Source organism: Bacillus sp. L75 (assembly GCF_003676355.1).
Taxonomy (GTDB): Bacteria; Bacillota; Bacilli; order Bacillales; family Bacillaceae; genus Bacillus; species Bacillus velezensis.
In genome coordinates this window covers 150,274-174,900 of the sequence record NZ_ML064903.1, presented here as the reverse complement: position 1 = coordinate 174,900, position 24,627 = coordinate 150,274, and the positions used below count along the sequence as shown (strand labels likewise).

The 24,627-nt window shown below is 47.5% G+C and carries 25 protein-coding genes and 2 other annotated features; of the genes, 1 reads left to right on the top strand and 24 read right to left on the bottom strand.

The annotated features are described in order from the left end of the window. Window positions 1-241: 241 nt before the first annotated feature. The 16 genes from rpmA to D5S11_RS06950 all read right to left on the bottom strand — a co-directional run bounded on the left by rpmA (window position 242) and on the right by D5S11_RS06950 (window position 14,631). Window positions 242-526: a 50S ribosomal protein L27 gene (rpmA, locus tag D5S11_RS07025; RefSeq protein ID WP_003152662.1), complete on the bottom strand. Its 285-nt coding sequence runs from the start codon at window positions 524-526 to the stop codon at window positions 242-244. Between the two features lie 12 nt (window positions 527-538). After that, window positions 539-880: a ribosomal-processing cysteine protease Prp gene (locus D5S11_RS07020; RefSeq protein WP_012118103.1), complete on the bottom strand. Its 342-nt coding sequence runs from the start codon at window positions 878-880 to the stop codon at window positions 539-541. Window positions 881-882: 2 nt separating this feature from the next. Further along, window positions 883-1,191, bottom strand: a complete 309-nt coding sequence (rplU, locus tag D5S11_RS07015; RefSeq protein ID WP_003152660.1) for a 50S ribosomal protein L21 — start codon at window positions 1,189-1,191, stop codon at window positions 883-885. A gap of 13 nt (window positions 1,192-1,204) precedes the next feature. Then, window positions 1,205-1,278, bottom strand: a sequence feature (ribosomal protein L21 leader region). A gap of 58 nt (window positions 1,279-1,336) precedes the next feature. Then, window positions 1,337-2,203: a M50 family metallopeptidase gene (locus D5S11_RS07010; RefSeq protein ID WP_020956150.1), complete on the bottom strand. Its 867-nt coding sequence runs from the start codon at window positions 2,201-2,203 to the stop codon at window positions 1,337-1,339. Beyond that, window positions 2,196-2,999 carry a M23 family metallopeptidase gene (locus tag D5S11_RS07005; protein WP_007408168.1) on the bottom strand — a complete coding sequence of 268 codons (804 nt, stop codon included), beginning with the start codon at window positions 2,997-2,999 and terminating at the stop codon, window positions 2,196-2,198. Before D5S11_RS07005 ends, D5S11_RS07010 begins: the two co-directional genes overlap by 8 nt. Window positions 3,000-3,126: 127 nt before the next feature. After that, on the bottom strand, window positions 3,127-3,930 hold the full coding sequence (gene minD / locus D5S11_RS07000; protein WP_003152655.1) for a septum site-determining protein MinD: 804 nt from the start codon (window positions 3,928-3,930) through the stop codon (window positions 3,127-3,129). Window positions 3,931-3,932: 2 nt separating this feature from the next. Continuing rightward, window positions 3,933-4,613: a septum site-determining protein MinC gene (gene minC / locus D5S11_RS06995; RefSeq protein ID WP_003152653.1), complete on the bottom strand. Its 681-nt coding sequence runs from the start codon at window positions 4,611-4,613 to the stop codon at window positions 3,933-3,935. Window positions 4,614-4,666: 53 nt separating this feature from the next. Further along, on the bottom strand, window positions 4,667-5,185 hold the full coding sequence (gene mreD, locus D5S11_RS06990) for a rod shape-determining protein MreD (protein ID WP_007408167.1): 519 nt from the start codon (window positions 5,183-5,185) through the stop codon (window positions 4,667-4,669). Continuing rightward, entirely contained in the window at window positions 5,182-6,045 is an 864-nt protein-coding gene (gene mreC, locus D5S11_RS06985; RefSeq protein WP_007408166.1) for a rod shape-determining protein MreC, read from the bottom strand. The genes mreD and mreC overlap by 4 nt, the downstream gene beginning before the upstream one ends. 30 nt (window positions 6,046-6,075) lie before the next feature. After that, a complete protein-coding gene (gene mreB / locus D5S11_RS06980; protein WP_003152647.1) occupies window positions 6,076-7,089 on the bottom strand; it encodes a cell shape-determining protein MreB in 1,014 nt (337 codons plus the stop codon). Between the two features lie 91 nt (window positions 7,090-7,180). Beyond that, window positions 7,181-7,876: a RadC family protein gene (gene radC / locus D5S11_RS06975; protein WP_007408165.1), complete on the bottom strand. Its 696-nt coding sequence runs from the start codon at window positions 7,874-7,876 to the stop codon at window positions 7,181-7,183. Window positions 7,877-7,907: 31 nt separating this feature from the next. Further along, a complete protein-coding gene (locus D5S11_RS06970; protein ID WP_007408164.1) occupies window positions 7,908-8,477 on the bottom strand; it encodes a Maf family protein in 570 nt (189 codons plus the stop codon). Between the two features lie 140 nt (window positions 8,478-8,617). Beyond that, a complete protein-coding gene (locus D5S11_RS06965) occupies window positions 8,618-9,619 on the bottom strand; it encodes an SPOR domain-containing protein (protein WP_039254352.1) in 1,002 nt (333 codons plus the stop codon). A 125-nt stretch (window positions 9,620-9,744) separates the two neighbouring features. Then, entirely contained in the window at window positions 9,745-10,497 is a 753-nt protein-coding gene (locus tag D5S11_RS06960; RefSeq protein ID WP_007408162.1) for a prepilin peptidase, read from the bottom strand. A gap of 140 nt (window positions 10,498-10,637) precedes the next feature. After that, complete coding sequence (locus D5S11_RS06955; RefSeq protein WP_047935993.1) at window positions 10,638-11,930, bottom strand: bifunctional folylpolyglutamate synthase/dihydrofolate synthase; 1,293 nt, start codon at window positions 11,928-11,930, stop codon at window positions 10,638-10,640. Window positions 11,931-11,988: 58 nt separating this feature from the next. Next, window positions 11,989-14,631: a valine--tRNA ligase gene (locus tag D5S11_RS06950; protein WP_047935994.1), complete on the bottom strand. Its 2,643-nt coding sequence runs from the start codon at window positions 14,629-14,631 to the stop codon at window positions 11,989-11,991. 58 nt (window positions 14,632-14,689) lie between these two features. After that, window positions 14,690-14,911, bottom strand: a binding site (T-box leader). Window positions 14,912-15,083: 172 nt separating this feature from the next. Here D5S11_RS06950 and D5S11_RS06945 point away from each other — a divergent pair. Beyond that, the gene (locus tag D5S11_RS06945) at window positions 15,084-15,275 is read left to right on the top strand and encodes a hypothetical protein (protein WP_003152639.1); all 192 of its coding nucleotides are present in this window, start codon (window positions 15,084-15,086) and stop codon (window positions 15,273-15,275) included. Window positions 15,276-15,289: 14 nt separating this feature from the next. Here the strand turns inward: D5S11_RS06945 and ysxE are convergent, their stop codons facing one another. The 8 genes from ysxE to hemA form a co-directional block, all read right to left on the bottom strand. Further along, window positions 15,290-16,312, bottom strand: coding sequence for a spore coat protein YsxE (ysxE, locus tag D5S11_RS06940; protein WP_012118110.1), 1,023 nt, complete (start codon window positions 16,310-16,312; stop codon window positions 15,290-15,292). A 33-nt stretch (window positions 16,313-16,345) separates the two neighbouring features. Beyond that, on the bottom strand, window positions 16,346-18,190 hold the full coding sequence (locus tag D5S11_RS06935) for a LysM peptidoglycan-binding domain-containing protein (RefSeq protein WP_128424606.1): 1,845 nt from the start codon (window positions 18,188-18,190) through the stop codon (window positions 16,346-16,348). Window positions 18,191-18,322: 132 nt separating this feature from the next. Further along, window positions 18,323-19,612 (bottom strand): glutamate-1-semialdehyde 2,1-aminomutase, encoded by a 1,290-nt coding sequence (gene hemL / locus D5S11_RS06930; protein WP_021494394.1) that lies wholly within the window; start codon window positions 19,610-19,612, stop codon window positions 18,323-18,325. A gap of 28 nt (window positions 19,613-19,640) precedes the next feature. Continuing rightward, entirely contained in the window at window positions 19,641-20,615 is a 975-nt protein-coding gene (hemB, locus tag D5S11_RS06925) for a porphobilinogen synthase (protein ID WP_015240312.1), read from the bottom strand. A 5-nt stretch (window positions 20,616-20,620) separates the two neighbouring features. Continuing rightward, complete coding sequence (locus D5S11_RS06920; protein WP_020956156.1) at window positions 20,621-21,400, bottom strand: uroporphyrinogen-III synthase; 780 nt, start codon at window positions 21,398-21,400, stop codon at window positions 20,621-20,623. Then, a complete protein-coding gene (gene hemC / locus D5S11_RS06915; protein ID WP_007408155.1) occupies window positions 21,390-22,331 on the bottom strand; it encodes a hydroxymethylbilane synthase in 942 nt (313 codons plus the stop codon). Before hemC ends, D5S11_RS06920 begins: the two co-directional genes overlap by 11 nt. A 34-nt stretch (window positions 22,332-22,365) precedes the next feature. Continuing rightward, window positions 22,366-23,196, bottom strand: coding sequence for a cytochrome c biogenesis protein (locus tag D5S11_RS06910; protein WP_015417935.1), 831 nt, complete (start codon window positions 23,194-23,196; stop codon window positions 22,366-22,368). A 7-nt stretch (window positions 23,197-23,203) separates the two neighbouring features. Continuing rightward, window positions 23,204-24,571, bottom strand: coding sequence for a glutamyl-tRNA reductase (hemA, locus tag D5S11_RS06905; protein ID WP_003152628.1), 1,368 nt, complete (start codon window positions 24,569-24,571; stop codon window positions 23,204-23,206). Window positions 24,572-24,627 lie beyond the last annotated feature (56 nt).

The following is a 24,627-nucleotide window of genomic DNA, read 5'->3' as shown; positions in this document are numbered from 1 at the left end:
TTGTTAAAAAAACACTTGTTTTTCCTGGTTCATCATGTTCCTTTTTCGGATCGCATACAATGCGGATGCCAGGCAGAAACATTTTTGGTATCACTGCTTGGGGAACATATCCAGTGGGTATGGGAAGCTGATGTCCTCATTCAAGGCGGGGTTCACTCACGCATCCTCTGCTTTTCATTCTTGATGTTACTCCGCTTACTGCAAAAAAAACTCCAGTCAACGACCGGAGTTTTTTGTGTCATTATTGAGCTACAGGATATACGCTCACTTTTTTGCGGTCACGGCCGAAACGTTCGAATTTAACAGTTCCGTCGATTTTAGCAAAAAGAGTGTCATCTCCTCCGCGGCCCACGTTTTCACCTGGGTAGATTTTCGTTCCGCGTTGACGGTAAAGGATAGATCCGCCTGTTACGAATTGACCGTCTGCACGTTTAGCGCCTAAACGTTTAGATTCAGAGTCACGTCCGTTCTTTGTAGAACCTACACCTTTTTTAGAAGCGAAAAACTGAAGATCTAATCTAAGCATGTAACTCACCTCCTATATTTGGTTTGCAGTCAACCGTAAGTGTTCACTGTAATCCCGCTCGATCGTTTCAAGAGAAACAATCATGCCTTCAATCAGCAGCTGCGCTTTTTGCAAAGCTTCCTGATCAGCGGCTTCAGGGAATTCAAAGTAGAAATAACCCCCGTCCTCGCCTATATCAAGAATCGGTTCGAGAGGAGCCAGCGCGATAACCGCATTGACCGCTCCGAAAACGACAGCCGTGACCCCGGCGCATACGAGATCTCGTCCATGTTCAGCAAAATCGGCATGTCCCGTCATTTCAAAGGACAATATGCCCCCGTCATTCCGGGATCTTCGAATTGTTGCCTCAATCATGCTTACGCGTTGATTTTTTCGATTGTCAATTTAGTATAAGGCTGACGATGACCTTGTTTTTTATGAACATTTTTCTTTGGCTTGTAACGGAAAACAGTGATTTTTTTCGCACGGCCTTGTTTTTCAACTTTAGCTGTAACTGTCGCGCCTGCAACTGTTGGGTTGCCGACTTTCACGCTGTCTCCGCCAACAAACAATACGTCTTCAAACGTCACTGTTTCACCTGCTTCAGCAGCAAGTTTTTCGATGTAAACAGTTTGACCTTCTTCAACTTTGATTTGTTTTCCGCCTGTTTTAATGATTGCGTACATTCTCTGCACCTCCTATTAGACTAAGACTCGCCAGCAACAGGGGGCTTTAAAGCTCTTATCACCTGTCCCGAGCGGTTGTAGCATTGGTGCTACATCCATAACATTAAAAAATATATCAGAACCAAAAGGATATGTCAATCTATTTCTAGTAAGGCAGCAGCAGGTCTTCCATAGAGGAATCTGTCCGTTTATCGGCAAAATACGCATGAAGCACTTCATTTTCATCGAGCTGGCTGAGCTTTTCGCCGGCTTTTTCAACGATAATGGGGTGCTTGCATCCCCGTTTGAATTCGGCCATGACATGCTTTACTTTGGCATCGGCCGCGACCGTCAAAGGATGCAGCATGGCGACATCGCGGTTTTTGCCGTAGTATCTCTCCAAAAGAAACCTCAGCTGAATATAATGCCGCTTCCGGTATTCATCCCATAAAGAAGCGGCGAGAAAGACGAACAGCACCCATGCGCTGATCTGAAGGGGGACGGCCAGCACAATCCAGCAGCAGAGCAAAAGCGCGGAAACAGCCGATGTCTGCAGGCTGAGGAGATGCGCTTTTTGAAAAGCCATTTGTTTAGAGAAGTATAAAAACACGAACTTTCCGCCGTCAAGCGGCCAGATCGGCAAAAGATTGATGAAAAGAATGGAGAGATTATAAAAGGTAAACATCTCAAATGTCTGCTCACTTGCAAAGCCTGACATGAAAAAGAGCCAGGCTGCCGCCTGAAGCCACACATGCTGAAGCGGGCCCGCCAGAATGACCGCGAATTCCTCTTTAAGCGGCCGGTTTCCGTGCTCCTCCACCTCAACCGTCCCGCCGAAAGGGAGCAGAAAGATGCGTTTAATGCGCCACGAAAAAAACACAGCCAGAGCAGCATGCCCCAGCTCATGAACGGATACGACCAGCAAAAGACACAGCAGCGCTTTGATGTGCCCCGTCATAAGACCAAGCCCCATGATAATCCAAAGAAAAGGATGGACATGAATTTTAAAAAGGAGGATGAGCCATTTATTCATCAAATGTGATCACCTGGATCGGATCTATGAATTTATCGCCATCCTGGATCGCGAAATAGTACTGGCCTTTACTTTTATCGTTGAGCTTGATCGAACCGATCTTTTTCCCTTTATCGACAAAGTCGTACAATGAAACATTAACATCTTTTAGCCGGCCGTAAATGCTGCTGGTATTGTCGGCGTGCTGCACCTTCACCGTCAGTCCTGTTTTTTTATCTTTGCTCACTTCCATAATGTAGCCTTCTTTTACGCTGTCAATGGCTTCGCTGGCGGTTTCGACGACGACGCCTTCTCCGTTATTTTGAAAGTCCTGCTGGATTTTCCCCGCGGCAGGAACGGCCATATCCTGACTGACCGCCACCTGACCGTCCTTCTTTTTCGTTCCCGGCGTAAGAAAAGCGAGTGGGTTTCCGAAGGAAGATACGAACCAATTGCTTACGGCAGCAAACTGAAATTCTTTTTGAAAGGTTTGTGCGATCGCCGGTTTGATCTGACTCAGCGGCTGTTTGTCAGTTTTATAGGCAATAGCGGAGATCAGTACGAGACAGGCGGCCAGCAGGCATTTTAAAATAATAGAATGAGCACTGATCAATGGATGCCGTCCGTTAAATTCGGGCGGGTGTTCCGTTTGATATTCGTAGTCCGGTAGAAGCTTGTGCTTTTCCTGCTCCTTGACCGTCTGCCACGCGGGAAAATTCTGCGTTTGGGCGTTTTGAACGAAAGTCCGTTTTGATTCAGGCCGCTGTTTTCTTCTTTTGGCCAGTCTTTTTCTAATTTCATCAGCTCTGTGACTCATCGCCATCATCCTTTGCAATCGTTGGGTTTGTACATCCTATGTCTTGTCCATTGCAAATATGCGCTCTTGAAAAACAAAAAAGACCTGATAAGCTGGGCTTCATCAGATCTTTGTATTCTGGTATATATTATGAACGCACGCCGAAAAATGACTTGATTTTCGCCATCATCCCTTTTTGCTGCTCTTCAAGCACCTGCAAAGGAACGGATTCTCCTAAAATGCGCCGGGCGATATTGCGGTACGCAATGCTGGCGCGGTTTTTGGAATTCATGGCAATCGGTTCGCCGATATTTGAAGCCCTGATCACTTCATCATCGTCAGCAACGATTCCGAGGAGATCAATAGACAGATGATGAACAACTTCATCCACATCCATCGTGTCACCGTTTTTCACCAGATGATTTCTGATGCGGTTCACGATAAGGCGCGGCGGTTCGATATCTTCCTGCTCCAAAAGTCCGATAATGCGGTCAGCGTCCCGCACCGCTGATATTTCCGGCGTCGTCACAACAATCGCCTTATCAGCTCCGGAGACGGCATTTTTATAGCCTTGTTCAATTCCGGCCGGACAATCAATAATGACATAATCAAATTCCTGCTTAAGCTCCTGCACAAGCGATTTGATCTGCTCAGGGACAACAGCCGTCTTGTCGCTTGTCTGGGCAGCCGGCATTAAATGAAGCAGATCATCAAAACGTTTGTCTTTGACAAGCGCCTGATGCGTCTTGCATCTGCCTTCAATTACATCTACTAAGTCGTAAATAATTCTGTTTTCAAGACCCATTACGACATCAAGGTTGCGCAGTCCGATATCTGTGTCCACCAAACAGACGCGCTTCCCTAAAATGGCTAAGGCGGTACCGAGGTTTGCAGATGTTGTTGTTTTACCTACTCCGCCTTTTCCCGAAGTTATTACGATAGCCTCACCCAATTTCACATTCCTCCCTCAAGCCTTGTTAGATCAGGTCTTAAATGAGCCAATTGCTGAAGGCGTTCAATGACCATATTTCCGTCAGTATCTAAATAAGCACATTCCATGTCGTTCCCTTTTTGAATGTGGTCTGGGGAGCGATTTAACACGTGATTGATCCTCAATTGTGTCGGCATCATTTCTGATGCGGCGATCACAGCCCGGTTATTTCCGTTATAACCCGCGTGGGCAATCCCTTTTAATGAACCGAGAACAAATATATTTCCTCCGGCTCTGATCGTACCGCCGGGATTCACATCTCCGATTAAAAGCAAATCTCCCGTCACGTGAAGCACCTGGCCCGAACGGACGATTTTGGAAACAGAAACAATTTCCTGCTCCTCTTTCATCCGCTGCGCTTCTTCTTTGGCGATGACTTCACTGTCAATTGAATGCACGACTAAATCTTTCTTTGACGCGATCAGATCAGTCAGCTGCTCTGCCTGTTCCTGATACAGATACCGATGCCCGAGTTTAATATGAACACTGATTTTTTGGCCTTTGCCATCAGTATATTGTTCAATCGACAGCATGTTTTGAAGACCATCGAGAAGCTCATCAAAAGAACACGCATCATCCAGATGCAATGTTAAGCCGTTTTTTGTTCCTTTTATTGTTACATATTGCTGCTTTTTGGTCTTCATCAATGTTCACCTCAACAACATACTCTTTTCGTCAAAAAAAGATAAAATCCTTTTTACTCATCTCTTAATTCTTTCTTCAGACTTATATAAAACAGCCTGAAGGGCAGGACTAATATAACGGCTCCCGCAATATTCAGCAAAGCGGTCGGCAAGAACCTCTGAATGACAAAATCGTTAAATGTCATTGTGCCGCTGCGGATTAACGTCTGAATGCCGTAGACGTAAAATTCAAGCACACATACGCTCAGCACCGCGACCAGAATGACCATCAGGGCGTTTGTCTGCAGCACTTTAAACGCTTTGGCCGCCAGATAGCATAAACCGGCAAAACCAAACATATAAACGCCTAAAACACCCGTATAATTGATGTCATAAAGAAATCCGAAAATCAAACCGTAGATCACCGCATGCTTTTGGTTGATATAAGCGGACATAAAAATCAGCGCAAGCAAAAGAAAATGCGGAACGACCTGCTGCTCGACGGAAACGAAAGGAAAACGCACCAGATCGGTATAGATGCTTTCCGCACAAAAGACCAAAATCATAATCAAAGGGAGAAGGAAACGTTTCACGATCCTTCCTCCCCTGTTGCTACGCTTCGGTTCACGACGATGACATGGTCAAGATCGTACAAGTCGGCAGCCGGTTTCACGTAAGCGATTTTCGTCAGGCCGTAAGCATCTGATTCTACATCGGTCACTTCCCCGACCGTCAGCCCTTGAGGAAATACGCCGCCCGTTCCGGATGTCTCCACGAGGTCGCCTTTTTTCACTTCACGTTTTTCATCCGGCTCAAGGATGGTCATTTTCAGAGTCTGTTTCTTTTTATCATACCCTTCAATTAAACCGTAGCCTTTGCTTCCCTTTTTGCCGGAGATTTTGGTGGCCACTCTGTTATTGCGGTCAACATCGCTCAGCAGCTGAACGGCGGATGTGAAACTGTTGAGTCCGCTGCTTTTGATCTTCCCGACCAGCGCACCCTTTTCGTTCGTGACAGCCATGTCTTTGGCCACTTTCTGCTTCGTTCCCTTATTGATCATGATCTGCTTGTACCATTGATCAGGGTTTCTGGCGATAACGGTCGCTAAAATCGGATCATAGTCGGAAATTGATTTGACATGCCCGAGTTCATCACGCAGCTTCTTGTTTTCATCTTTGAGTTCTTGGAGCTTCGCTTCATATTGTGTCTGTCCGTCCAGCTTTTGTCTTAAGCGTTCGTTTTCTTTGTACGTGTTTTTCAGGTCTTTTATGTCCCCGAAGAACCCTGCAAAATATTCGGCAGGCGTGTGAAAAATGTTTTGAAATACTCCCGTCGTATCACCGATCAGCTTTTCAGGCCAGGTGGTATTACGGCCGTTCTTCAGCGAGAATCCAATCATAGCCACCAATATGATAATACACAGAAGTAATAGCATTAACCGTTTGTTCGGCATCGTGATACACCTCTTCTATTTAACTCCTGATTATCTTGTTTTTCCTTTGAAAAGATGGATGTGCTCCAGTGCTTTTCCAGTGCCGATCGCAACACAATCCAGCGGATCTTCAGCGATAAGAACAGGCATTTTCGTTTCGTCGCTGATGACTTTGTCGAGATTGCGGAGCAGGGCGCCTCCCCCTGTTAATACAATACCTCTGTCCATAATATCAGCGGCCAGCTCAGGCGGTGTTTTTTCAAGCGTGCTCTTCACCGCGTCAACGATTGAGAGAACTGTATCACGCAGTGCATTTGCAATTTCCGTTCCCGTAATTTCGATCGTTTTCGGCAGACCTGTCAGAAGATCGCGGCCGCGGATTTCCATTGACGCATTTTCTTCACCGGTTTCTGCTGAACCGATTTCCATTTTAATGGCTTCCGCCGTACGGTCACCGATCATCAGATTATATGTTTTTCTGATATAGCTGATGATTGAGTCGTCCATTTCGTCACCGGCTACGCGGATTGACTGAGACGTGACAATGCCGCCTAAAGAAATGATCGCCACTTCAGTTGTTCCGCCGCCGATATCAACGACCATGCTGCCCGTCGGCTCCCATACCGGAAGATTCGCGCCGATTGCTGCTGCAAACGGTTCTTCAATCGGATAAGCGTCACGTGCGCCCGCTTGTCTTGTCGCGTCGATGACCGCCCGTTCTTCAACGGCCGTAATACCTGACGGCACACACACCATAACGTAAGGCTTTCTCGCAAACAATCCTTTATTTTTCACAGCCTGATTAATGTAGTATTTCATCATTGTCGCAGTTGTTTCATAGTCAGCGATAACGCCGTCTTTCATCGGACGGAGCGCAACCACGTTGCCCGGAGTTCTTCCGATCATGTTTTTCGCATCGTTACCGACCGCAACGATGGACTTCGTATCCGTTTGCAGAGCAACGACAGACGGCTCTCTCACTACGATTCCTTTTCCTTTAACAAACACAAGCGTATTCGCGGTTCCCAAATCTATACCAAGGTCTCTTGTACCAATTCCGAACATATGTATGTATCTTCCTTTCTTAAAGCAAAAATACCCTAAAGGGAAAAACTCATAAAATCTATTATATCTTAAATCAACGAAAAAAAAAGTGTTACAAATATCCTTTTTCCTTTAAACTCACAAATTTTTTGTCACCAATGACCAAATGATCCAGCAGCTCGATGCCGATTAAATTTCCGCACTCAAAAAGCCGCCGGGTTACCTCTATATCTTCCCTGCTCGGTGTAGGATCTCCTGAAGGATGATTGTGAACGCAAATGAAGGACGCGGCGGATCGTTTGAAAGCTTCTTTAAACACCTCCCGCGGGTGGACAATAGATGAATTCAGACTTCCGATAAAAACGGTGCGTTTATGAATGACTTGATTTTTGGTATTTAAATATAAACAGACAAAATGCTCCTGGGATAAAAAGCGCATATCCTCCATCACATACTTCGCCCCGTCTTCCGGAGAGCGGATGACGCAATGCTCCCCGGCGGATGTCTTATGAATGCGGCTCCCCAGCTCAATTGCGGCAAGAATCTGAACGGCTTTCACCGTGCCGATTCCCGGAATGCTGGAAAGCTCCTGGGCAGAGGCGCCTTTTAACAGTCGCAGCCCGTCAAACGTCCGCAGCAGCCGGTGAGCGAGGTTCATGACGGACTCATGTTTCGTTCCCGTCCGCAGCAGGATGGCGAGCAATTCATTGTTAGAGAGATGTTCGGCTCCGAAGTGCAGAAGCCGCTCTCTCGGTTTTTCTTTTTCGGGGAAATCTCTTAATTTTAACGGCAGATCACGGATGATCAACCCCTCCTTGTTCCCCTTCCCGGTTTGAACATCAAGCTTTTATATTAAATTCTTTCAAGGCTCTCATTGTTTTAGCGACAGGAAGCCCGACGACAGAATAAAAATCACCGTCTATTTTTTTCACTAAAAGCGCGCCTTTTCCTTGGATGCCGTATGCACCTGCTTTATCCATCGGTTCTTTTGTTTCAATGTAGAGCTGTATGTCGTCTTCACTGAGCGGCCAAAACGTCACTTCCGTCGTGTCACAGAACGTTTCTTTCCGGTCATGCGTCTGAATGCTGACCGCCGTAATGACTTGATGGCTTCGGCCGGAAAGCCTCCGCAGCATGTGTGCCGCTTCTTCTCTGTCATGCGGTTTGCCGAGGCATTCGCCGTCTATGCACACCATCGTGTCAGCCCCGATAACGACTGCATCGGGATTTTCGGCCAATACAGCACCGGCTTTTTGCTCGGCCAAACATTGGACGTTTTCTTCCGGCGAAAGGTTTCGATTTAATTTTTCTTCTGTGCGGCTTGCAATAATGCTGTAAGGAATCTGAAGAAGAGTAAGGAGTTCTTTTCTTCGCGGAGATTGTGATGCGAGTATTAAGCGTTTTGTCATGATTGTCATCCTTTCAGGGTTTGCTTAAGAAAAAAAGATACTTGTCTATCCTACCAAATCAAACGGGCAACCACAATTTCAGAAAAATAACTTTTTGATGACAAAATAAAAAATCCCGCCGGATGACGGGAAATGAGATACTATTTTACAACACTTAAAAGCTCTTTTTGGGCTTTCCAGCCGGATTCCGAACCCGGCGTTTCCAGTTCTTTCAGCGCTTGAAGCACGGCCTCTTTCTGCTTTTTGTCAGCGGCGTCTGCACCGTCTGCCGCTTTTGCCGCTTCAGCCACTTCCGTTTTTGAAAGATCTTTGCCGGTAATCGCTTTGGCGGAGAGCTCAGATGCTTGTTTAAAAGAGTCTTCCAGTCCTGAATCGACCGCAAAGCTGAGCTCTTTTCCGCCCCAAGCCTCAAAATCATGGTCTATCAGTGTCTGACCCAATTGCTGTGATAGGCTTTTTTCCGCTGCAAGCCCGGCGATCACGTATGTGTATCCGTCTTCTTTAGCCAGAGAGACGGCCGAGTATCCTTTTTCAGTCAGCTGGTCAACAAGGGTTTGCGCTCCTTTTTCTGATGAAAATTTTCCGGCCTGCACCGCATATGTTTTATAGTTTCCCTCTGAAGATTCCGCATCTCCTGTGCCGGCTGTTTCAGATTTGTCTTTAGAAACATCTCCCGCTTTCGCCGTCTGCCCTTGTGAACCTTTGTCAGCTGATGCTGGAGCGGAGGCTTCTTTACTTCCCGACATATTTAAGGCGACAAGGCCGAGCCCGGTGCCTAAAACAGCCGCAACAGCAATTGTCGTGACCGCTTTTTTAACTGGAGAAGACGGCTGCTTTTTTTTCGGAAAATGAGGGCCGTTTTTTTTCTTCTGGTATGGCGGAACGACTTTCGGGTCATCTTCAAATACCTCAGAATTCTTCTCATGATCCCAATTGAAATCTTCTTCTTTCGGATCTTCATGGGATGCAGCGGTCTCCTGCTCCGCCTTTTTTGTTTCTTCCCAATTTGAAAATGTGACGGTTTTCTCCCCGCCTTCTTTCACATCTTCTTGTCCATACATCGTTTCTTCTTGTCCGTTAATGGTTACTTTAAGGGCATTGTTTTTTGCGTTGCTGTGCTTTTTGCTCTTCCTTTTTTTCAACGTCTCTTCCCCCTTGCATTCGTCTTGGCCGTACTTTGAACTGATCATGGTTCACACTTTAGCATAGGCGAAAAAAAAAGAACAAGACTTTTGTCGTCTTGTCCAAAAAACGTTCGCCAAATTTTTCAAGCCCCGCCTGAAGCGAGCTTGATGTAAAACGAAAACAGCTCTTCACCGTATAAATAACTCAAAGCGCTCCCGGCTGAGATGGCCGGCGCAAACGGAAATGGCTGCTTTTTACCAAGCCTGCCCCGGGCTGCGGCGCACATACCGTATACGGCTCCGATCATAACGGAAAGAAAGAATGCAATGAGCACGAGCTTCACGCCGAGCGTCAGGCCGATCACCCCAAACAGTTTCACATCACCTGCGCCGATGCCTCCTTTACTGACAAACATGATAAAAACAAGCAGAAAAAATCCGCAAACGGCTCCGGCAAACCCTGCATACCATGAATCCAGCGGAGAAAACATACGGCCGGCGATAAAAAGCGGAAGAAAAAACAGCAGAACCTTGTCAGGAATCAGCATATATTGCAGATCCGTCACGGTAACAATCATGAGCAGAGACAGAAATAACAGCGCGACTAACAGTTCTTTTGAGAAACCGAAATGAATGCCTGCAGCCGTGAATAAACACGCCGTCCAGCATTCCGCCGCCGGATACATAACCGACAGCTTTGCACGGCAGTTTCTGCATCTGCCTCTTTGCAGAATATAGGAAACGACGGGCACAAGCTCCCCCCAAGAGAGCGGCAAGCGGCAAAACGAACAGGCTGAACGCGGCGAAATAACCGAAATTCGAAGCGGGATACGGCACGCTGCTGTATAAAAAAAAGAACCGAAAATCAAGCCGAGAAAAAACAGAATTAAAAGCACTCAGACCACACCTTTACTTATCAATCTGGCTCAGATTATAGCAAAGAAAAACACCATGACTGAAATGGCTGAAAATATATTTTCAGCATAAAAACACCCGGCAAAACCGTAAAATGGTCCGCCGGGCATCCGAGGGGCTGTCAGATAAGCCGCTTTCTCATTTCTGAAATAAAATATAAGGAGCCGGTAATGATGATGACATCATCCGCCCCGTCTTTTTGTTCTATCCATTCTTTCACACTGTCCGGGTTCTCATCGAAGCTCTTATCCGCTAGACTGCTTGCGTTATAAAGGGCTTCGGCGCTTGAAGCACGCGGAAAGTCAAATGATACAAAGTGAATGGAATCCGCTTCGGTTTCAAGCTTTTTAATCATTTCCTGATACGGTTTGTCTTTTAATGCGCTGAATACCACATGGACGTTTTTACCGGCAAAGCGCTGCCGGATCGTTTCTGTCAGCGTTTCAACGCCCTCTTCGTTATGCGCGCCGTCCGCAAACACTAAAGGGCGGCTTTGAAGACGTTCAAACCGGCCCGGCCACGATGCTTTTTTCAGGCCGTTTCGTATCGCTTCTTCAGTAATGGCTGCGGCTTCCATGCGATTCAGCCATTCAGCGGCCAATATCGCCAATGCCGCATTCTGTCTTTGGTGAATGCCGATCAGCGACGTTTGAATGTTTTCATAGCATTTCGTTTCCGTTTCCAGCGAAAAGCTTTCACCGGACGGAAGCGCCGCTTCATTAAACAGTCTGCACGTTTTATATAGTGACTGATACGGAGCCTGCTTTTTTTCGGCTTCCGCTTCAATGACGCCGAGTGCTTCCGGCTGATTGACGCCCGTAATGACCGGAATGGAATTTTTAATGATACCGGCTTTCTGCCCGGCGATCTCCTCGATGGTATTTCCTAAAATCGCCATATGGTCATGTCCGATACTTGTAATGACCGACAGGAGCGGATTCACAATATTGGTTGAATCAAATGTGCCGCCGAGCCCCGCTTCAAAAATGACAAAATCGATATCAGCCCGCTTCGCAAAATATAAAAATGCACACGCTGTAATGATTTCAAATTCTGTCACCGTTCCGGCATCGGTCTTATCAAGCTCATCGACTATCGGTTTTATGTCATTAACGAGCGTTCTCCATTCCTCATCAGAAATCGGCGTGCCGTTGACGCTGATACGCTCATTAAACGTAATAATGTAAGGCGATGTGAACGTGCCGACCGTATAACCGGCTTCTTGAAGCACGGAACGGATAAAAGCGACGGTCGATCCTTTGCCGTTTGTGCCCGCCACATGAATGGCGCGAATGTTCTTTTCCGGGTGTTCCAGTTTTTCCATCAGCTTTTCCATACGGAGAAGGCCCGGCTTAACGCCGAACTTGAGTCTGCCGTGAATCCAGCTGATCGCTTCTTTGTACGTATTAAACAATGAAATCCCCTCTTTTATACGACAAGGCGGTTTCTTAGGAAACCGCCCCGCTGTTTTATCAGCCTTTCAGCTCTGCAATCCGCTGCCGGACAGCTTCGCGTTTTGCCGTGTAGTCTTTCTCTTTTCCGCGTTCTTCTTCAATGACATGCTCAGGAGCTTTTTTAATGAATCCTTCGTTGCCGAGTTTTTTCTGAACGCGTTCGACCTCTTTTGTCAGCTTGTCGAATTCTTTTTGCAGACGGGCGATCTCCTCATCAATGTTAATCAGCCCTTCAAGCGGCAGAATGACTTCCGCTCCGGTGACGACCGCTGTCATCGCTTTGTCTGCCGCAGTGATATCCGTCCCGATTTTCAGCGTGCTCGGATTCGTAAAGCGTTCAACGTAAGAACGGTTCTTCTCAAGGCGGCCGGCAATGTCTTCGGTAGCTGTTTTAATGTAAAGCTCAACCTGCTTGCTCATCGGCGTGTTGACTTCGCTCCGGATATTGCGGACAGAACGGATTAATTCAACGAGCAGTTTCATATCCGCCGCTGCCTCTTTATCCGTATGTTCCGGCACCGGAACCGGCCAAGAGCTGATCGTGATTGACTCGCCTTCATGAGGAAGGTGCTGCCAGATTTCTTCCGTTAAGAATGGCATAAACGGGTGAAGAAGACGCATCGTCTGGTCAAGCACATATGCCAGAACAGAACGGGTTGTTTTCTTCGCCGCTTCATCTTCCCCGTACAGCGGAAGCTTTGCCATTTCGATATACCAGTCGCACACATCGTCCCAGATAAAGTTGTACAGGTGGCGTCCGACTTCGCCGAATTCATAACGATCCGCAAGCTGGGTTACGTCTTCTATCGTTTCATTCAGTCTTGTGAGGATCCACTTATCAGCAACTGATTTTTCACCGGACAGATCAAGCTCGTCATACGTCATGCCGTCCATGTTCATTAATGCAAAACGGGAGGCGTTCCAAATTTTATTTGCGAAGTTCCATGTGGATTCCACTTTTTCATAGCTGAAACGGAGATCCTGTCCCGGTGAACTTCCGGTTGCCAGGAAATAGCGCAGTGAATCCGCTCCGTACTTGTCGATGACATCCATCGGGTCCACGCCGTTCCCAAGGGATTTACTCATTTTTCTGCCCTGCTCGTCACGGATTAAGCCGTGAATCAGCACGTCTTTGAACGGACGCTCACCGGTAAACTCAAGACCTTGGAAAATCATCCGGGATACCCAGAAGAAAATGATGTCATATCCCGTCACAAGAACATCGGTTGAGTAATACCGCTTAAAGTCTTCAGCGTTTTCATCAGGCCAGCCCATTGTAGAAAACGGCCAAAGCGCGGAGCTGAACCATGTATCAAGCACGTCTGAATCCTGTTCCCAATTTTCGCTGTCCTCAGGCGCCTCAAGGCCGACGTACACTTCTTTTGTTTCTTTATGATACCAAGCCGGGATGCGGTGGCCCCACCACAGCTGACGGGAAATACACCAATCACGGATATTTTCCATCCAGTGCAGGTACGTTTTCTCGAAACGGTCAGGAACGAAGTGAACTTTCTCTTCTTTTGACTGAAGGTCAACCGCAGCATCGGCCAGCGGCTGCATTTTGACAAACCATTGCGTGGACAGGTACGGCTCAACAACGGCGCCGCTTCTCTCACTATGTCCGACAGAATGCATATGGTCTTCGATTTTAAAGAGAACACCGGATTCCTGAAGATCTTTGACGAGTTTTTTGCGGCATTCAAACCGGTCCATGCCGTTATATTGCAGCGCTTTTTCATTCATTGTTCCGTCTTCATTCATGACGAGAATCCGCTCTAAATTGTGGCGGTTTCCGAGTTCAAAGTCATTCGGGTCATGGGCAGGCGTGATTTTAACGGCCCCTGATCCGAATTCCATATCAACATAATCATCGCCGACGATCGGAATTTCGCGGTTTGTAATCGGCAGAATCACCGTTTTGCCGATTAAGTGCTTGTAGCGCTCATCTTCAGGATGAACCGCGACAGCCGTGTCGCCAAGCATCGTTTCCGGACGGGTGGTCGCGATTTCAATTAAGCCTGAACCGTCTGCTAACGGATAGCGCAAATGATAAAACGCGCCCTGTACGTCTTTGTAAATTACTTCAATATCGGATAAAGCCGTTTTTGTGGCAGGGTCCCAGTTGATGATATATTCGCCTCTGTAAATCAAGCCTTTTTTGTACAGCTTGACGAATACTTCCCGCACGGCTTTGTTCAGCCCTTCATCAAGAGTAAAACGTTCGCGTGAATAATCGAGTCCGAGTCCCATCTTGGCCCATTGGCTGCGGATGAAATCAGCATACTCTTCCTTCCACTTCCACGTTTCTTCTAAAAACTTTTCACGGCCGAGATCATAACGGCTTGTGCCCTGTTCGCGGAGTTTCGCTTCGACTTTTGCCTGAGTGGCGATGCCGGCGTGGTCCATGCCCGGAAGCCAGAGCACGTCATAGCCCTGCATGCGTTTCATACGCGTAACGATATCTTGCAGCGTCGTATCCCACGCATGTCCGAGGTGCAGCCTGCCCGTCACGTTCGGCGGCGGAATGACGACAGAATACGGCTGTTTCGTTTGATCGCCGCCCGCTTCAAAATATTTTCCTTTCAGCCAAAAATCATAGCGGCCTTTTTCAATCGCAGACGGATCATATTTTGTCGGCATTGTTTGTTCGTTTGTATCCATGATAACCCTCCAGCATGTTTAGAAATGGCTGAGCAACTAAAAAAGAGCCTTCATCCTGATAAAGGACGAAAAGCTCTTTCGCGGTACCACCTTTTTTCATGAACAGATTTGTTCATGCACTTAAACGGATAACGGGTGCGGCCCGAATTTCTCTACTGTATGTTCAAGAAATTATGCTCCCGGGCGACCTTCCAATGAGACGGCATAAGAAGCCTTTCAGCACAGTAGCTTCTCTCTCTTCATGCGTCTTTCTTGTACTCTTCCCGTTCAAAGCAGGTGTATTTATATCAGCTCATGATTTTATTTATTATGTTCTTTATTATAGTAAAAGTGTTTTTGATTCGTCAATCATCTTTTCCAAAAACCGCTGCGGTCATACATAAATGGGCATGCACCCCGCCCTTTCCCTTACATACGATACATAGAAAGGCGAATGTGAGGAGGAATTGCCCGTGAGAAAAAAATTCAATTCTTATTCGCTCCCCCAGTGGGCCAGACAGGTCCGCCTTGTATCCGTGCAAGTCATTATCCCGATTACGATCTTTCAGGGGATCAGGACGATTTTCTTTCCGACGACTTTTGATGTCCTGCTGCTTGCCATCCTGCTGTTTTTAGCGTGCGCCCTGCATTTGGAATGGATATAAAAAAACGAGTCCCGTTATGAAGAGGACTCGTTTTCCGCTTTTATTTTTTTCTCCCGCTCAATCTGATGAACCTTCATGAGAAAAGGCTCAACATTTTTCATCTGCCAAAACGCTCTTAATAATTGCGTGCACTCTTCTTTTTCAGAGCCCCTTTGGCCGGTCTGATACCGTTTCAGCACTTTGTACATGGCGGACGGATAAGCCATATAGCTGAGAAACAGACTGATTTCCGCTTCACGGAGCGGGAATGATTTGTGATACGTATAAAACCAGTCCAGACATTCCGGGCATGCTTTCGGATAGCTTCTGAACATTCTGGAGTAAAAGCCGAGCAGGTCGTTTTGCGGAGGGCCCAGCGCAGCTTTCTCGAAATTCGTGAAAAAGCCCGATCCCGCATCATTATACAGAAAGTGGCGGCTCGATAAGCTGCCGTGGTTGATCACCGCTCTCGTCTTGTCATGATCCTTTGCCGCGTCAAACCATTCTTCCAGACGTTCGAGAGCAAAATTGACGGCAGAAACCGTTTCTGTAAGATACGTAACAGCCTGCAGTTCAAAAGGTGAAAGATACCACTCTTTTTCCGCCCGGTCGGCGAATTGTTCATAGACAAGCTTATCATTTTCCCAATCTCTTTTCGTTGCTTCATAAAAGCCGCTGATATCTTCAGTCCGGATTTGGATGTCCCGCACAGTCGCGGAGTGGAGCTTCGCGACCTCTTTAAAAAGGTAAACATGTTTTTGATCCCGTTCCTCTTCCTGATCGTACTGAAGCCAAGGCATTAAATAATAAGAATTCTCCGTCTGTCTTCCCGCAAAAAAATCGCCGGCATACGTGCGGCAGATCGGCACAAATGATCGGTAGCCTTTCTCCTCAATCTCAATCATAAGATCCGTAAATTCACTGCTGCGGGCCGGCTTGAGCTGTTTCAAAGCAAAAATGCCGTAGTTTGAGTAGACCTTCCAAACATGCGGGCTGACAGGCTCAATATACTCAGCCGCCAGCCCGTATTCCTGAAGCACTGATTGGACTGCTTCCATTCCATTCACCACATTTTTACGGCCTCTTTGTGCTTACGCATGGCTGTTATTATATTCAGGTATATACAGAAGCTGACCTTCTTCAAGCTCGTCATCAAACGATAAAGCATTCGTTCTGATGAGCTGCTGGGATGTTATGTCATATCGTTCACACACCCGGTCGATAGTATCTTGCTGCTGTACGATACAAATTTTCATTCTTGAAAACTTTTCTTCTTCCCTTGTAAATAATTTTGTCAAGTAATGAGAGTTGTCATTTTCCTTCTGCTCGGTTCCCGGTGCCGCTTCTTCATTCTTTCTTTCAGACTTAAGCGGCTCAGGCGGTTCAGCTTGCGCCGGCTCCTCAGGCGGCAGTTTGGAAAACTGAAAAGACAAATCGAGAGGCTTTCCGGTTTCCTCCTCCGGCTGCGCCATCTTCCTTACCTCAATTTCAAACCCTTCTTCATCATGAGCCTCTTCTTCAAGCAGCTTAGGAGCGCTGTAAAACTCCTCTTCCTGCCGTTCCGGAACGAACTCGCGATAAACGGGCGCCTGCTCTTCTTGAAAAACCGCAGGCTCATCTTCGTCTTCTGCCGCCTCATGATCACTCTGACGGAGAAGCGGCTCGGCCTCTGGCTGCTCTTCTTTTTGAAGGAAGGGCTGTTCCGCAATTTTTGGTTTTTCTGCATGCGGAGTCAGAGTGAACGCAGGGAAAACCGGCTCGTTATCATCTTTTGGCTCTTCCTGCACTTCTGCTGAATCATCCTCAAATACAGGTTCATTCCTCACAGACGACATGATTGCAGGCTCCTCAGCTTCTTCCGGCTCTTCTTCTTGTTGGAAGGAAACGGGAGGAGGAGGCTCAGTAAAGGAAACAGGTTTCGGCACCTCTTCCTGCTCCCTCAGAACCGGGGCGGTCTCCTCCTCTTCTTCTTCCCGCTCCCTCAAAATCGGGGCAGCTTCCTGCTCCTCTTCTTCTTCCCGCTCCCTCAGAATCGGGGCAGTCTCCCGCTCTTCTTCTTCCCGCTCCCTCAGAATCGGGGCAGTCTCCCGCTCTTCTTCTTCCCGCTCCCTCAAAATCGGGGCTGCTTCCTGCTCTTCTTCTTCCTGCTCTCTCAGAAGCGGGGCAGTCTCCTGCTCTTCTTCTTCCTGCTCTCTCAGAATCGGGGCAGCTTCCTGCTCTTCTTCCCACTCCCTCAGAAGCGGGGCAGCTTCCTGCTCTTCTTCTTCCCGCTCCCTCAGAATCGGGGCTGCTTCCTGCTCTTCTTCCTCCTGCCTGAGTAAAGGCGGGGTTTCTTCCTCGTTCTTCTCGGTTTCTTGTGCTGCTTCTTTTGATACACTCAAAGGTATTTCAGGCTCATGGCGTATCATTAATTCTGGTTCGTTTTCGTCCTCCGAATGATGTCCGGCAAGATTGATCATTTCTTCTCTGGCAAATTCAGGTGCCACGTACAGAGGGATCTCCGGCTCTTTTGGCTCGGATTCCTCAAGCAGCCCTTCAATTGCCAAATCAGCTTGAATGGTTAAGATCCTTGAATCCGTCAGCTGATAATCAAAGGCATCGATAAATACGAAAACATCATTGAGGTGGCTCACTTTATTTTTCGGAATCGTGATGTCCACCGGGAAACAATGAATGAGCTCGGCCGTGCCATCCTCCCTCGCCCTCACTTCCTCTACATGCCTCAGCTCCCTGTCAAGCTCTTCAAAATGACTGCTGTGATCTATGTTGTACTCGCCAGTAAGTTCTAATGATCCTTTAATTGAGACATAATCATTTACTTCCTGCACCCTGATGTCAGGGTCTAATGAAATCGAAAGTAATTCAGAAACTTCCTGTCCTTTTTGGAAACAGATTGATTCTTCAACAGAAAATTGCAATCGGTGATTATGCGGCAAGTTCATATCCTCCTTTCATCTAATCCATACAATTAGATGTCACTAAAGGTGTATGCCGCAATCCGGAAAAATATGATAATGGAGGCATTGAAAAAAGCCGATACAAGTCTTGCTTGCATCGGCTTTTCTGTATCAGCGGCTGATCGCCTGGAACACTTTCTCAGCGGCTTGAATGGTTTTTTCAATATCCTCCATTGTATGCGCAGTGGAGAGAAACAATCCTTCAAATTGAGACGGCGGCAGAAATACGCCTGCATCAGCCATCCCTTTATAATATTTAGCAAACAGCTTTAAATCAGATGATTTGGCTGCTTCATAGTTAATGACAGGCTCATTTGTGAAAAAGAAGCCGATCATTGAACCCGCCCGGTTAAACGTGTGCGGAATGCCATGTGCTGCAGCTGCTTTTGAAATGCCTTCTTCAAGCATATCGCCTTTTTTCACAAATTCTTGGTAAGATTCAGGTGTGAGCTGCTGTAACGTCTCAAGTCCCGCTGTCATGGCAAGCGGATTTCCTGACAATGTTCCAGCCTGATAGATCGGACCGCTCGGCGCGATTCGTTCCATAATGTCAGCTTTTCCGCCGTACGCACCGACAGGAAGACCGCCGCCGATGACTTTGCCGAGACACGTTAAGTCAGGCGTCACGCCGAAATACCCTTGCGCACAGTTATAATCCACGCGAAAACCGGTCATGACCTCATCAAAAATGAGCAGCGCGCCATACTGTTCCGTCATGTCGCGAAGTCCTTGTAAAAAGCCTTCCTGCGGCGGAACAACGCCCATATTGCCTGCTACCGGTTCAACAATGACCCCGGCAATATCTTCACCGTACTCCCGAAATGCGAGTGCAACGCTTTCCAAGTCGTTGTATGGAACGGTGATCGTATTCATTGCTATTCCTTCCGGCACGCCCGGGCTGTCCGGAAGGCCGAGTGTCGCCACTCCGGATCCCGCTTTGATCAGCAGTGAATCACCATGGCCGTGGTAACAGCCTTCGAATTTCAAAATTTTGTTGCGGCCGGTATATCCTCTTGCCAGACGCAGGGCGCTCATTGTCGCCTCTGTGCCGGAGCTGACCATCCGTACGATTTCAACAGACGGCACACGGTCAATGACCAATTTGGCCAGTTCGTTTTCCACCTCAGTAGATGCTCCGAAACTTGTCCCGTTCTCGGCTACTTTTTTCAGGCTTTCAACGACCCGGTCGTTCGTGTGGCCCAAAATGAGCGGCCCCCAGCTCAGGACGTAGTCGATATATTCATTGCCGTCAATATCAAAAATTTTCGATCCTTTTCCGCGCTGCATAAAGATCGGGTCCATATCGACTGATTTAAACGCGCGCACCGGGCTGTTCACTCCGCCCGGCATCAGTTTCTGCGCTTCTTTAAAAGCGGCTTTTGATTTTTCATAGCTTCTCATCTGTCTCAGCTCCCGTCAAATGAAATCGTTACTCAGCAAGCCATTTTGCTGCGTCTTTTGCATGATACGTCATAATCAGATCGGCTCCTGCACGTTTCATGCTCGTTAAAATTTCCAGCACCATTTCTTTTTCTTTAATCCAGCCGTTTTGGGCTGCAGCTTTCACCATGGAATACTCCCCGCTCACATTATATGCGACCAGCGGCAGGTGATGGCGGTTTTTCACATCACGCATAATATCTAAGTATGACATAGACGGTTTGACGATTAAAAAGTCAGCGCCTTCTGCCGCGTCTGATTCAGCCTCACGGAGCGCTTCCAAGCGGTTGGCCGGATCCATCTGATATGTTTTTCGGTCTCCGAACTGCGGCGTGCTGTCAGCCGCGTCGCGGAACGGACCGTAAAATTCACTTGAATATTTTACGGCATAAGACATGATCGGAATATTCGTGAATCCTTCTTTGTCGAGCGCTTCCCTGATCACTGTGACAAAACCGTCCATCATATTTGAAGGAGCGATGATGTCAGCGCCGGCTTTGGCCTGGCTGACGGCTGTCTGAGCCAGCAGTTCAAGCGACTCGTCATTGAGGATTTCTCCGTCTTTCACGACCCCGCAATGGCCGTGATCCGTGTATTCACAGAGACACGTATCAGCGATTACGATCATTTCAGGATAATGCTTTTTAATTTCAGCAATCCCTTTCTGCACAATGCCGTGATCATGAAAAGCCTGGGTTCCGCAGGCGTCTTTTTCTTCCGGCACGCCGAAAACGATGACCGACTTAATGCCGAGCGATATCAGCTCAGCCATTTCATCCTTTAACAAATCGAGTGATACATGATAAACCCCCGGCATGGAAGGAACTTCTTTTTTTCCTTCGAGTCCTTCAACGACAAATAACGGGTAAATAAAATCTGAGGGGTGAAGACGTGTTTCTTTTACTAAATCTCTCATCGCAGCGTTCGCGCGCAAACGGCGGTGTCTGTTAAATGTTTGATTCATCATTATCAATCCTTTCCCGACATGCTGCACATGACGTCCAGCATGCCTTCAATCGTATAAGTGTCAGGCACATGGGATGAGATCCCGTATTCCAAGAGCGCTTTCTCTGTCAAAGGGCCGATGCTGATATAGCTCGCACCGCTGTTTTCCCACGCTTTTTCTCCGTCTCCGACCGCGTGCATAAACGTATGCACCGCCGATGAGCTGGTAAACGTAATAAAATCAAAATGAGAGCGGGATGCAGCCCGTCTCAGCTCGTCCATGCCTTTTTCATCCTGAATGGTATTGTATAACACCCATTCCCTTATTTGATAGCCAAGCGGCTCAAGCTCCGCTTTTATGACATCGCGTGATAAATTGCCCTTTATCACTGAAATGGGTTCGGCAGCTGATGCGTGCCGTTTTAAAGTATCAGCCAGACATTCCGCCACATACTCGTCAGGCATCGCATCCGTCCGGGCTCCCCGCTCTTTCAGGGCGCGCGCAGTCTTTTCACCGACGGCTGCGATTTTTTTCCGTCCCGAAAGCGCAAGACCGTGACGATCAAGATAGGAAAAAAAGAACCGGACACCGTTTACGCTTGTAAACACAAGCCATCCCGGCTCAGAAAGGTCTTCCCGGAGACTGTCCGCACATTCATCCGGGAGCGCTTCCTGAAAAGCGATCAGCGAAGCGGAAACAGCCGTTCCGCCGAGCGCCTCCACTTTTTTTCGGAACGGTGCGGCCTGTCTTTTGTTCCGGGTGACAAGCACGGTCTTTCCTTGTAAAGGAAGGTCATTTGCCATCCTGATCGAGCTCCTGTTTTACACTGTCGATTAATGCTTTGGCTCCTTTTTCAGACATCATCGCCGCACAGCGTTTTCCGATTTCTTCCGGATCATGTCCCGCCGCTGTTTCTTTATAAATCGTCTTTCCGTCCGGAGACGCGACAAGACCGACCAATTCAACCTCATCCCGGTCATTGACGGACGCATACCCGGCTATCGGCACTTGGCAGCCGCCTTCCATCGCGTGTAAGAAAGCCCGTTCGGCTGCCACCGTGCGCTGCGTATACTCATCGGTAAATTGCGCAAACAGCTTCAAAAGCTCCTCATCCGACTCTCTGCATTCAATAGCAAGAGCGCCTTGGCCGACCGCAGGCAGACAGCGGTCCGGTTCGAGAAATTCAGATACGACATCATCTTTCCAGCCCATTCTCGAAAGTCCCGCAGCCGCTAAAATAATAGCATCGTAATCTTCCGTTTCAAGCTTTTGAAGTCTCGTATCGATATTGCCTCTGATCCACTTAATTGTAAGATCAGGGCGTTCAGCAAGAATCTGGGCGCTTCTTCTTAAACTGCTGGTGCCGATGATGCCTCCTTCTTTTATGTCGTCCAGCTTTTGATGCCCTTTTGAAATGAGAGCATCACGCGGGTCCTCACGTTTCGGTATGCAGCCTATGACAAGACCCTCGGGCAAAACGGCGGGCATGTCTTTCATGCTGTGAACCGCCATATCAATCTCCTGATGCAGCAGCGCCTGTTCAATCTCTTTGACAAACAAACCTTTGCCGCCCACTTTTGACAGTGTAACATCAAGGATGCGGTCGCCTTTTGTGACAATCTCCCGGATTTCAAAGTTATAGGAAGGGTTCAATTCCTTCAGTTTGTTAATCACCCATTTTGTCTGGGTCATAGCCAGTTTGCTCCGTCTGGAACCTACCTTAATCGTTCTCATTTTCTTTCCTCCCGAATCTGTTTGGGCGCGTTCGTTAACTGAACCAATGGAATTGCGACAGGCTTCCGAGCAGGAAGTAATTAATCATCAGCACGAGAAAACATGCTGAATTCCATAACGCCGCCACTTTTCCCTGCAGTTCCTTAATCAATCTGATATATAAATAGTAGCTGTATAAAAGCAGCACAATAAACGAGCCGAGCACTTTTGAATCAAACCAGTACAGCGTTTCCAGCGACACATACGCCCAGATCACGCCTAATATCAGGCTCAACAGCAGCATCGGAACCCCGATGACATTTAAAACGTAAGCCATATAATCAAGTTTTGACAAATCTTCAATTCTCAACAGCCATTTTCCCCACTTTTTCTTCTTTAATAAAGAATATTGAAACTGATAAAGAAGCGAAAAGACAAAAGAAAGGGAAAAAGCGCCGTAAGACAGAATCGCCATTGTAATATGAATGACCAAAAGCTCTGAGACCAGCTGGCCGGAAAAAGCGGCCGAATGCTGATCCGTCGGTGAAAACGTATGGATCGCAATCATCGAGAAACCGATGACATTCGTGAAAAACACGATAAAATCAACGCGCAGAATCTGCGTGACCACAAGTGAGAGCGTGACAAGCACCCACGCATAAAAGTAAAGGGCCTCCGTAATATTCAAGACCGGAAATCTGCCCGTCTGCCACATGAAATAAGAAAGATAGACGGTTTGCAGAGTCCAGACAATAGAAAGCAACCAGAAGGCCATTTTCCCAGCCTTCCGGTTGTGTTGAAGAAAATCTATAAAGTAAAAAAGGACGCTTACTGCATAAATAACAATTGTCGCTTCATTAAGTCTTGCCATTGCTGTATCAATCATACAGCCCTCACTCACTTACAAGCGGACGTAAGCCCGTTTTTGCTTCTGCCTTTTGAAACGAATGAACCGTCTGGCGGTTATCCAGGCTTTTGTCCAGCTGACGGCCGGCCTCTTCCTCAATATCGAATATCTGCATAAACAGCTTCAGCTTTTCATCTGAATCCGCTTCAGCCGCAAGCTCTTTCGCTTTCAGAATCGGGTCGCGCAGCATTTGGTTAATGATGCTTTTCGTATGTTTGCTGAGAAGTTTTTTCTCTCTTACCGTCAGATGAGGCAGCTTGCGCTCAATGCTCTGCATCGTATCGGACTGGATGGACAGCGCCTTTTCACGCAGCGCCGAAATGACCGGCACAACGCCGAGCGTATTAAGCCACTGCTTAAACTCAACAATTGCCGCTTCAATGAACAGCTCGACTTTTTCAGCAGTTTCACGGCGTTCTTGTAAGTTGGCTTCAACGATTCCTTCAAGGTCATCAATATCGTACAGAAAAACACCTTCAAGATCGTTCAGCGCCGGATCGAGGTCTCGCGGCACAGCGATATCCACCATAAATAACGGACGGCCTTTCCGCTGTCTGCCCGCTCTCTCCATCATTTCTTTAGACACGACGAAATCACTTGCGCCTGTCGAACTGATTAAAATATCAGCTTCAGCAAGTGCATGTTCAAGCTGGTTTAAGCTGCGCGCTTCTCCGGAGAAACGGTCAGCAAGCGCTTTTGCCTTCAAAAACGTTCTGTTGATGACCGTTACTTTGCCGATGCCCTGACCGTGCAGGTTTTCTGCGGCGAGCTCGCCCATTTTTCCCGCACCGAGAATCAAAATGTGCTTATTTGACAATGAGCCGAAGATTTTTTTCGCGAGTTCAACGGCGGCGTAACTGACGGAAACGGCATTGGCGCCGATATCGGTTTCGGCATGCGTGCGTTTGCCGACGGTCACCGCCTGTTTAAACAGCTCATTGAAAATGGTGCCGATCGTCTTTTCTGCCTGCGCCGTTTTAAAGCTCGAGCGGACCTGGCCGAGTATTTGCGTTTCTCCGATGACCATGGAATCCAAGCCGCACGCCACACGGAATAAATGCTCGATCGCCGCGTCGCTCTCATAAAATTTCAGAAACGGAGACAGCTCTTCTTTCGGCAGCGAGAACCATTCGGATAAAAATGTTTTTATATAATAACGGCCGGTATGAAGCTGGTCGACCACCGCATATATTTCGGTGCGGTTGCAGGTTGACACGATAATGTTTTCAAGAACGCTTTTTTCTTCTTTTAAACGAAGCATCGCTTCTGCAAGCTCATCCGGCTGAAAACTTATTTTTTCGCGTATTTCAATAGGGGCGGATTTATAATCTACTCCCACAACAAGAATATGCATCGCTTTCATGCACCCCCGTACATCGCAATTTATTTATAATCATTCTAACATAGAAT

Coding starts and splice junctions, on each gene's coding strand:
- D5S11_RS06910 (WP_015417935.1), bottom strand. CDS start 23,196: ATGATTGATACAGCAATGGCAAGACTTAATGAAGCGACAATTGTTATT.
- D5S11_RS06950 (WP_047935994.1), bottom strand. CDS start 14,631: ATGGATACAAACGAACAAACAATGCCGACAAAATATGATCCGTCTGCG.
- D5S11_RS07020 (WP_012118103.1), bottom strand. CDS start 880: ATGATTGAGGCAACAATTCGAAGATCCCGGAATGACGGGGGCATATTG.
- mreB (WP_003152647.1), bottom strand. CDS start 7,089: ATGTTCGGAATTGGTACAAGAGACCTTGGTATAGATTTGGGAACCGCG.
- hemC (WP_007408155.1), bottom strand. CDS start 22,331: ATGAGAACGATTAAGGTAGGTTCCAGACGGAGCAAACTGGCTATGACC.
- D5S11_RS07005 (WP_007408168.1), bottom strand. CDS start 2,999: ATGAGTCACAGAGCTGATGAAATTAGAAAAAGACTGGCCAAAAGAAGA.
- ysxE (WP_012118110.1), bottom strand. CDS start 16,312: ATGGAAGCAGTCCAATCAGTGCTTCAGGAATACGGGCTGGCGGCTGAG.
- rplU (WP_003152660.1), bottom strand. CDS start 1,191: ATGTACGCAATCATTAAAACAGGCGGAAAACAAATCAAAGTTGAAGAA.
- hemB (WP_015240312.1), bottom strand. CDS start 20,615: ATGAATCAAACATTTAACAGACACCGCCGTTTGCGCGCGAACGCTGCG.
- rpmA (WP_003152662.1), bottom strand. CDS start 526: ATGCTTAGATTAGATCTTCAGTTTTTCGCTTCTAAAAAAGGTGTAGGT.
- D5S11_RS06920 (WP_020956156.1), bottom strand. CDS start 21,400: ATGGCAAATGACCTTCCTTTACAAGGAAAGACCGTGCTTGTCACCCGG.
- hemA (WP_003152628.1), bottom strand. CDS start 24,571: ATGCATATTCTTGTTGTGGGAGTAGATTATAAATCCGCCCCTATTGAA.
- mreC (WP_007408166.1), bottom strand. CDS start 6,045: ATGCCGAACAAACGGTTAATGCTATTACTTCTGTGTATTATCATATTG.
- minC (WP_003152653.1), bottom strand. CDS start 4,613: ATGAAGACCAAAAAGCAGCAATATGTAACAATAAAAGGAACAAAAAAC.
- D5S11_RS07010 (WP_020956150.1), bottom strand. CDS start 2,203: ATGAATAAATGGCTCATCCTCCTTTTTAAAATTCATGTCCATCCTTTT.
- D5S11_RS06970 (WP_007408164.1), bottom strand. CDS start 8,477: ATGACAAAACGCTTAATACTCGCATCACAATCTCCGCGAAGAAAAGAA.
- hemL (WP_021494394.1), bottom strand. CDS start 19,612: ATGAGAAGCTATGAAAAATCAAAAGCCGCTTTTAAAGAAGCGCAGAAA.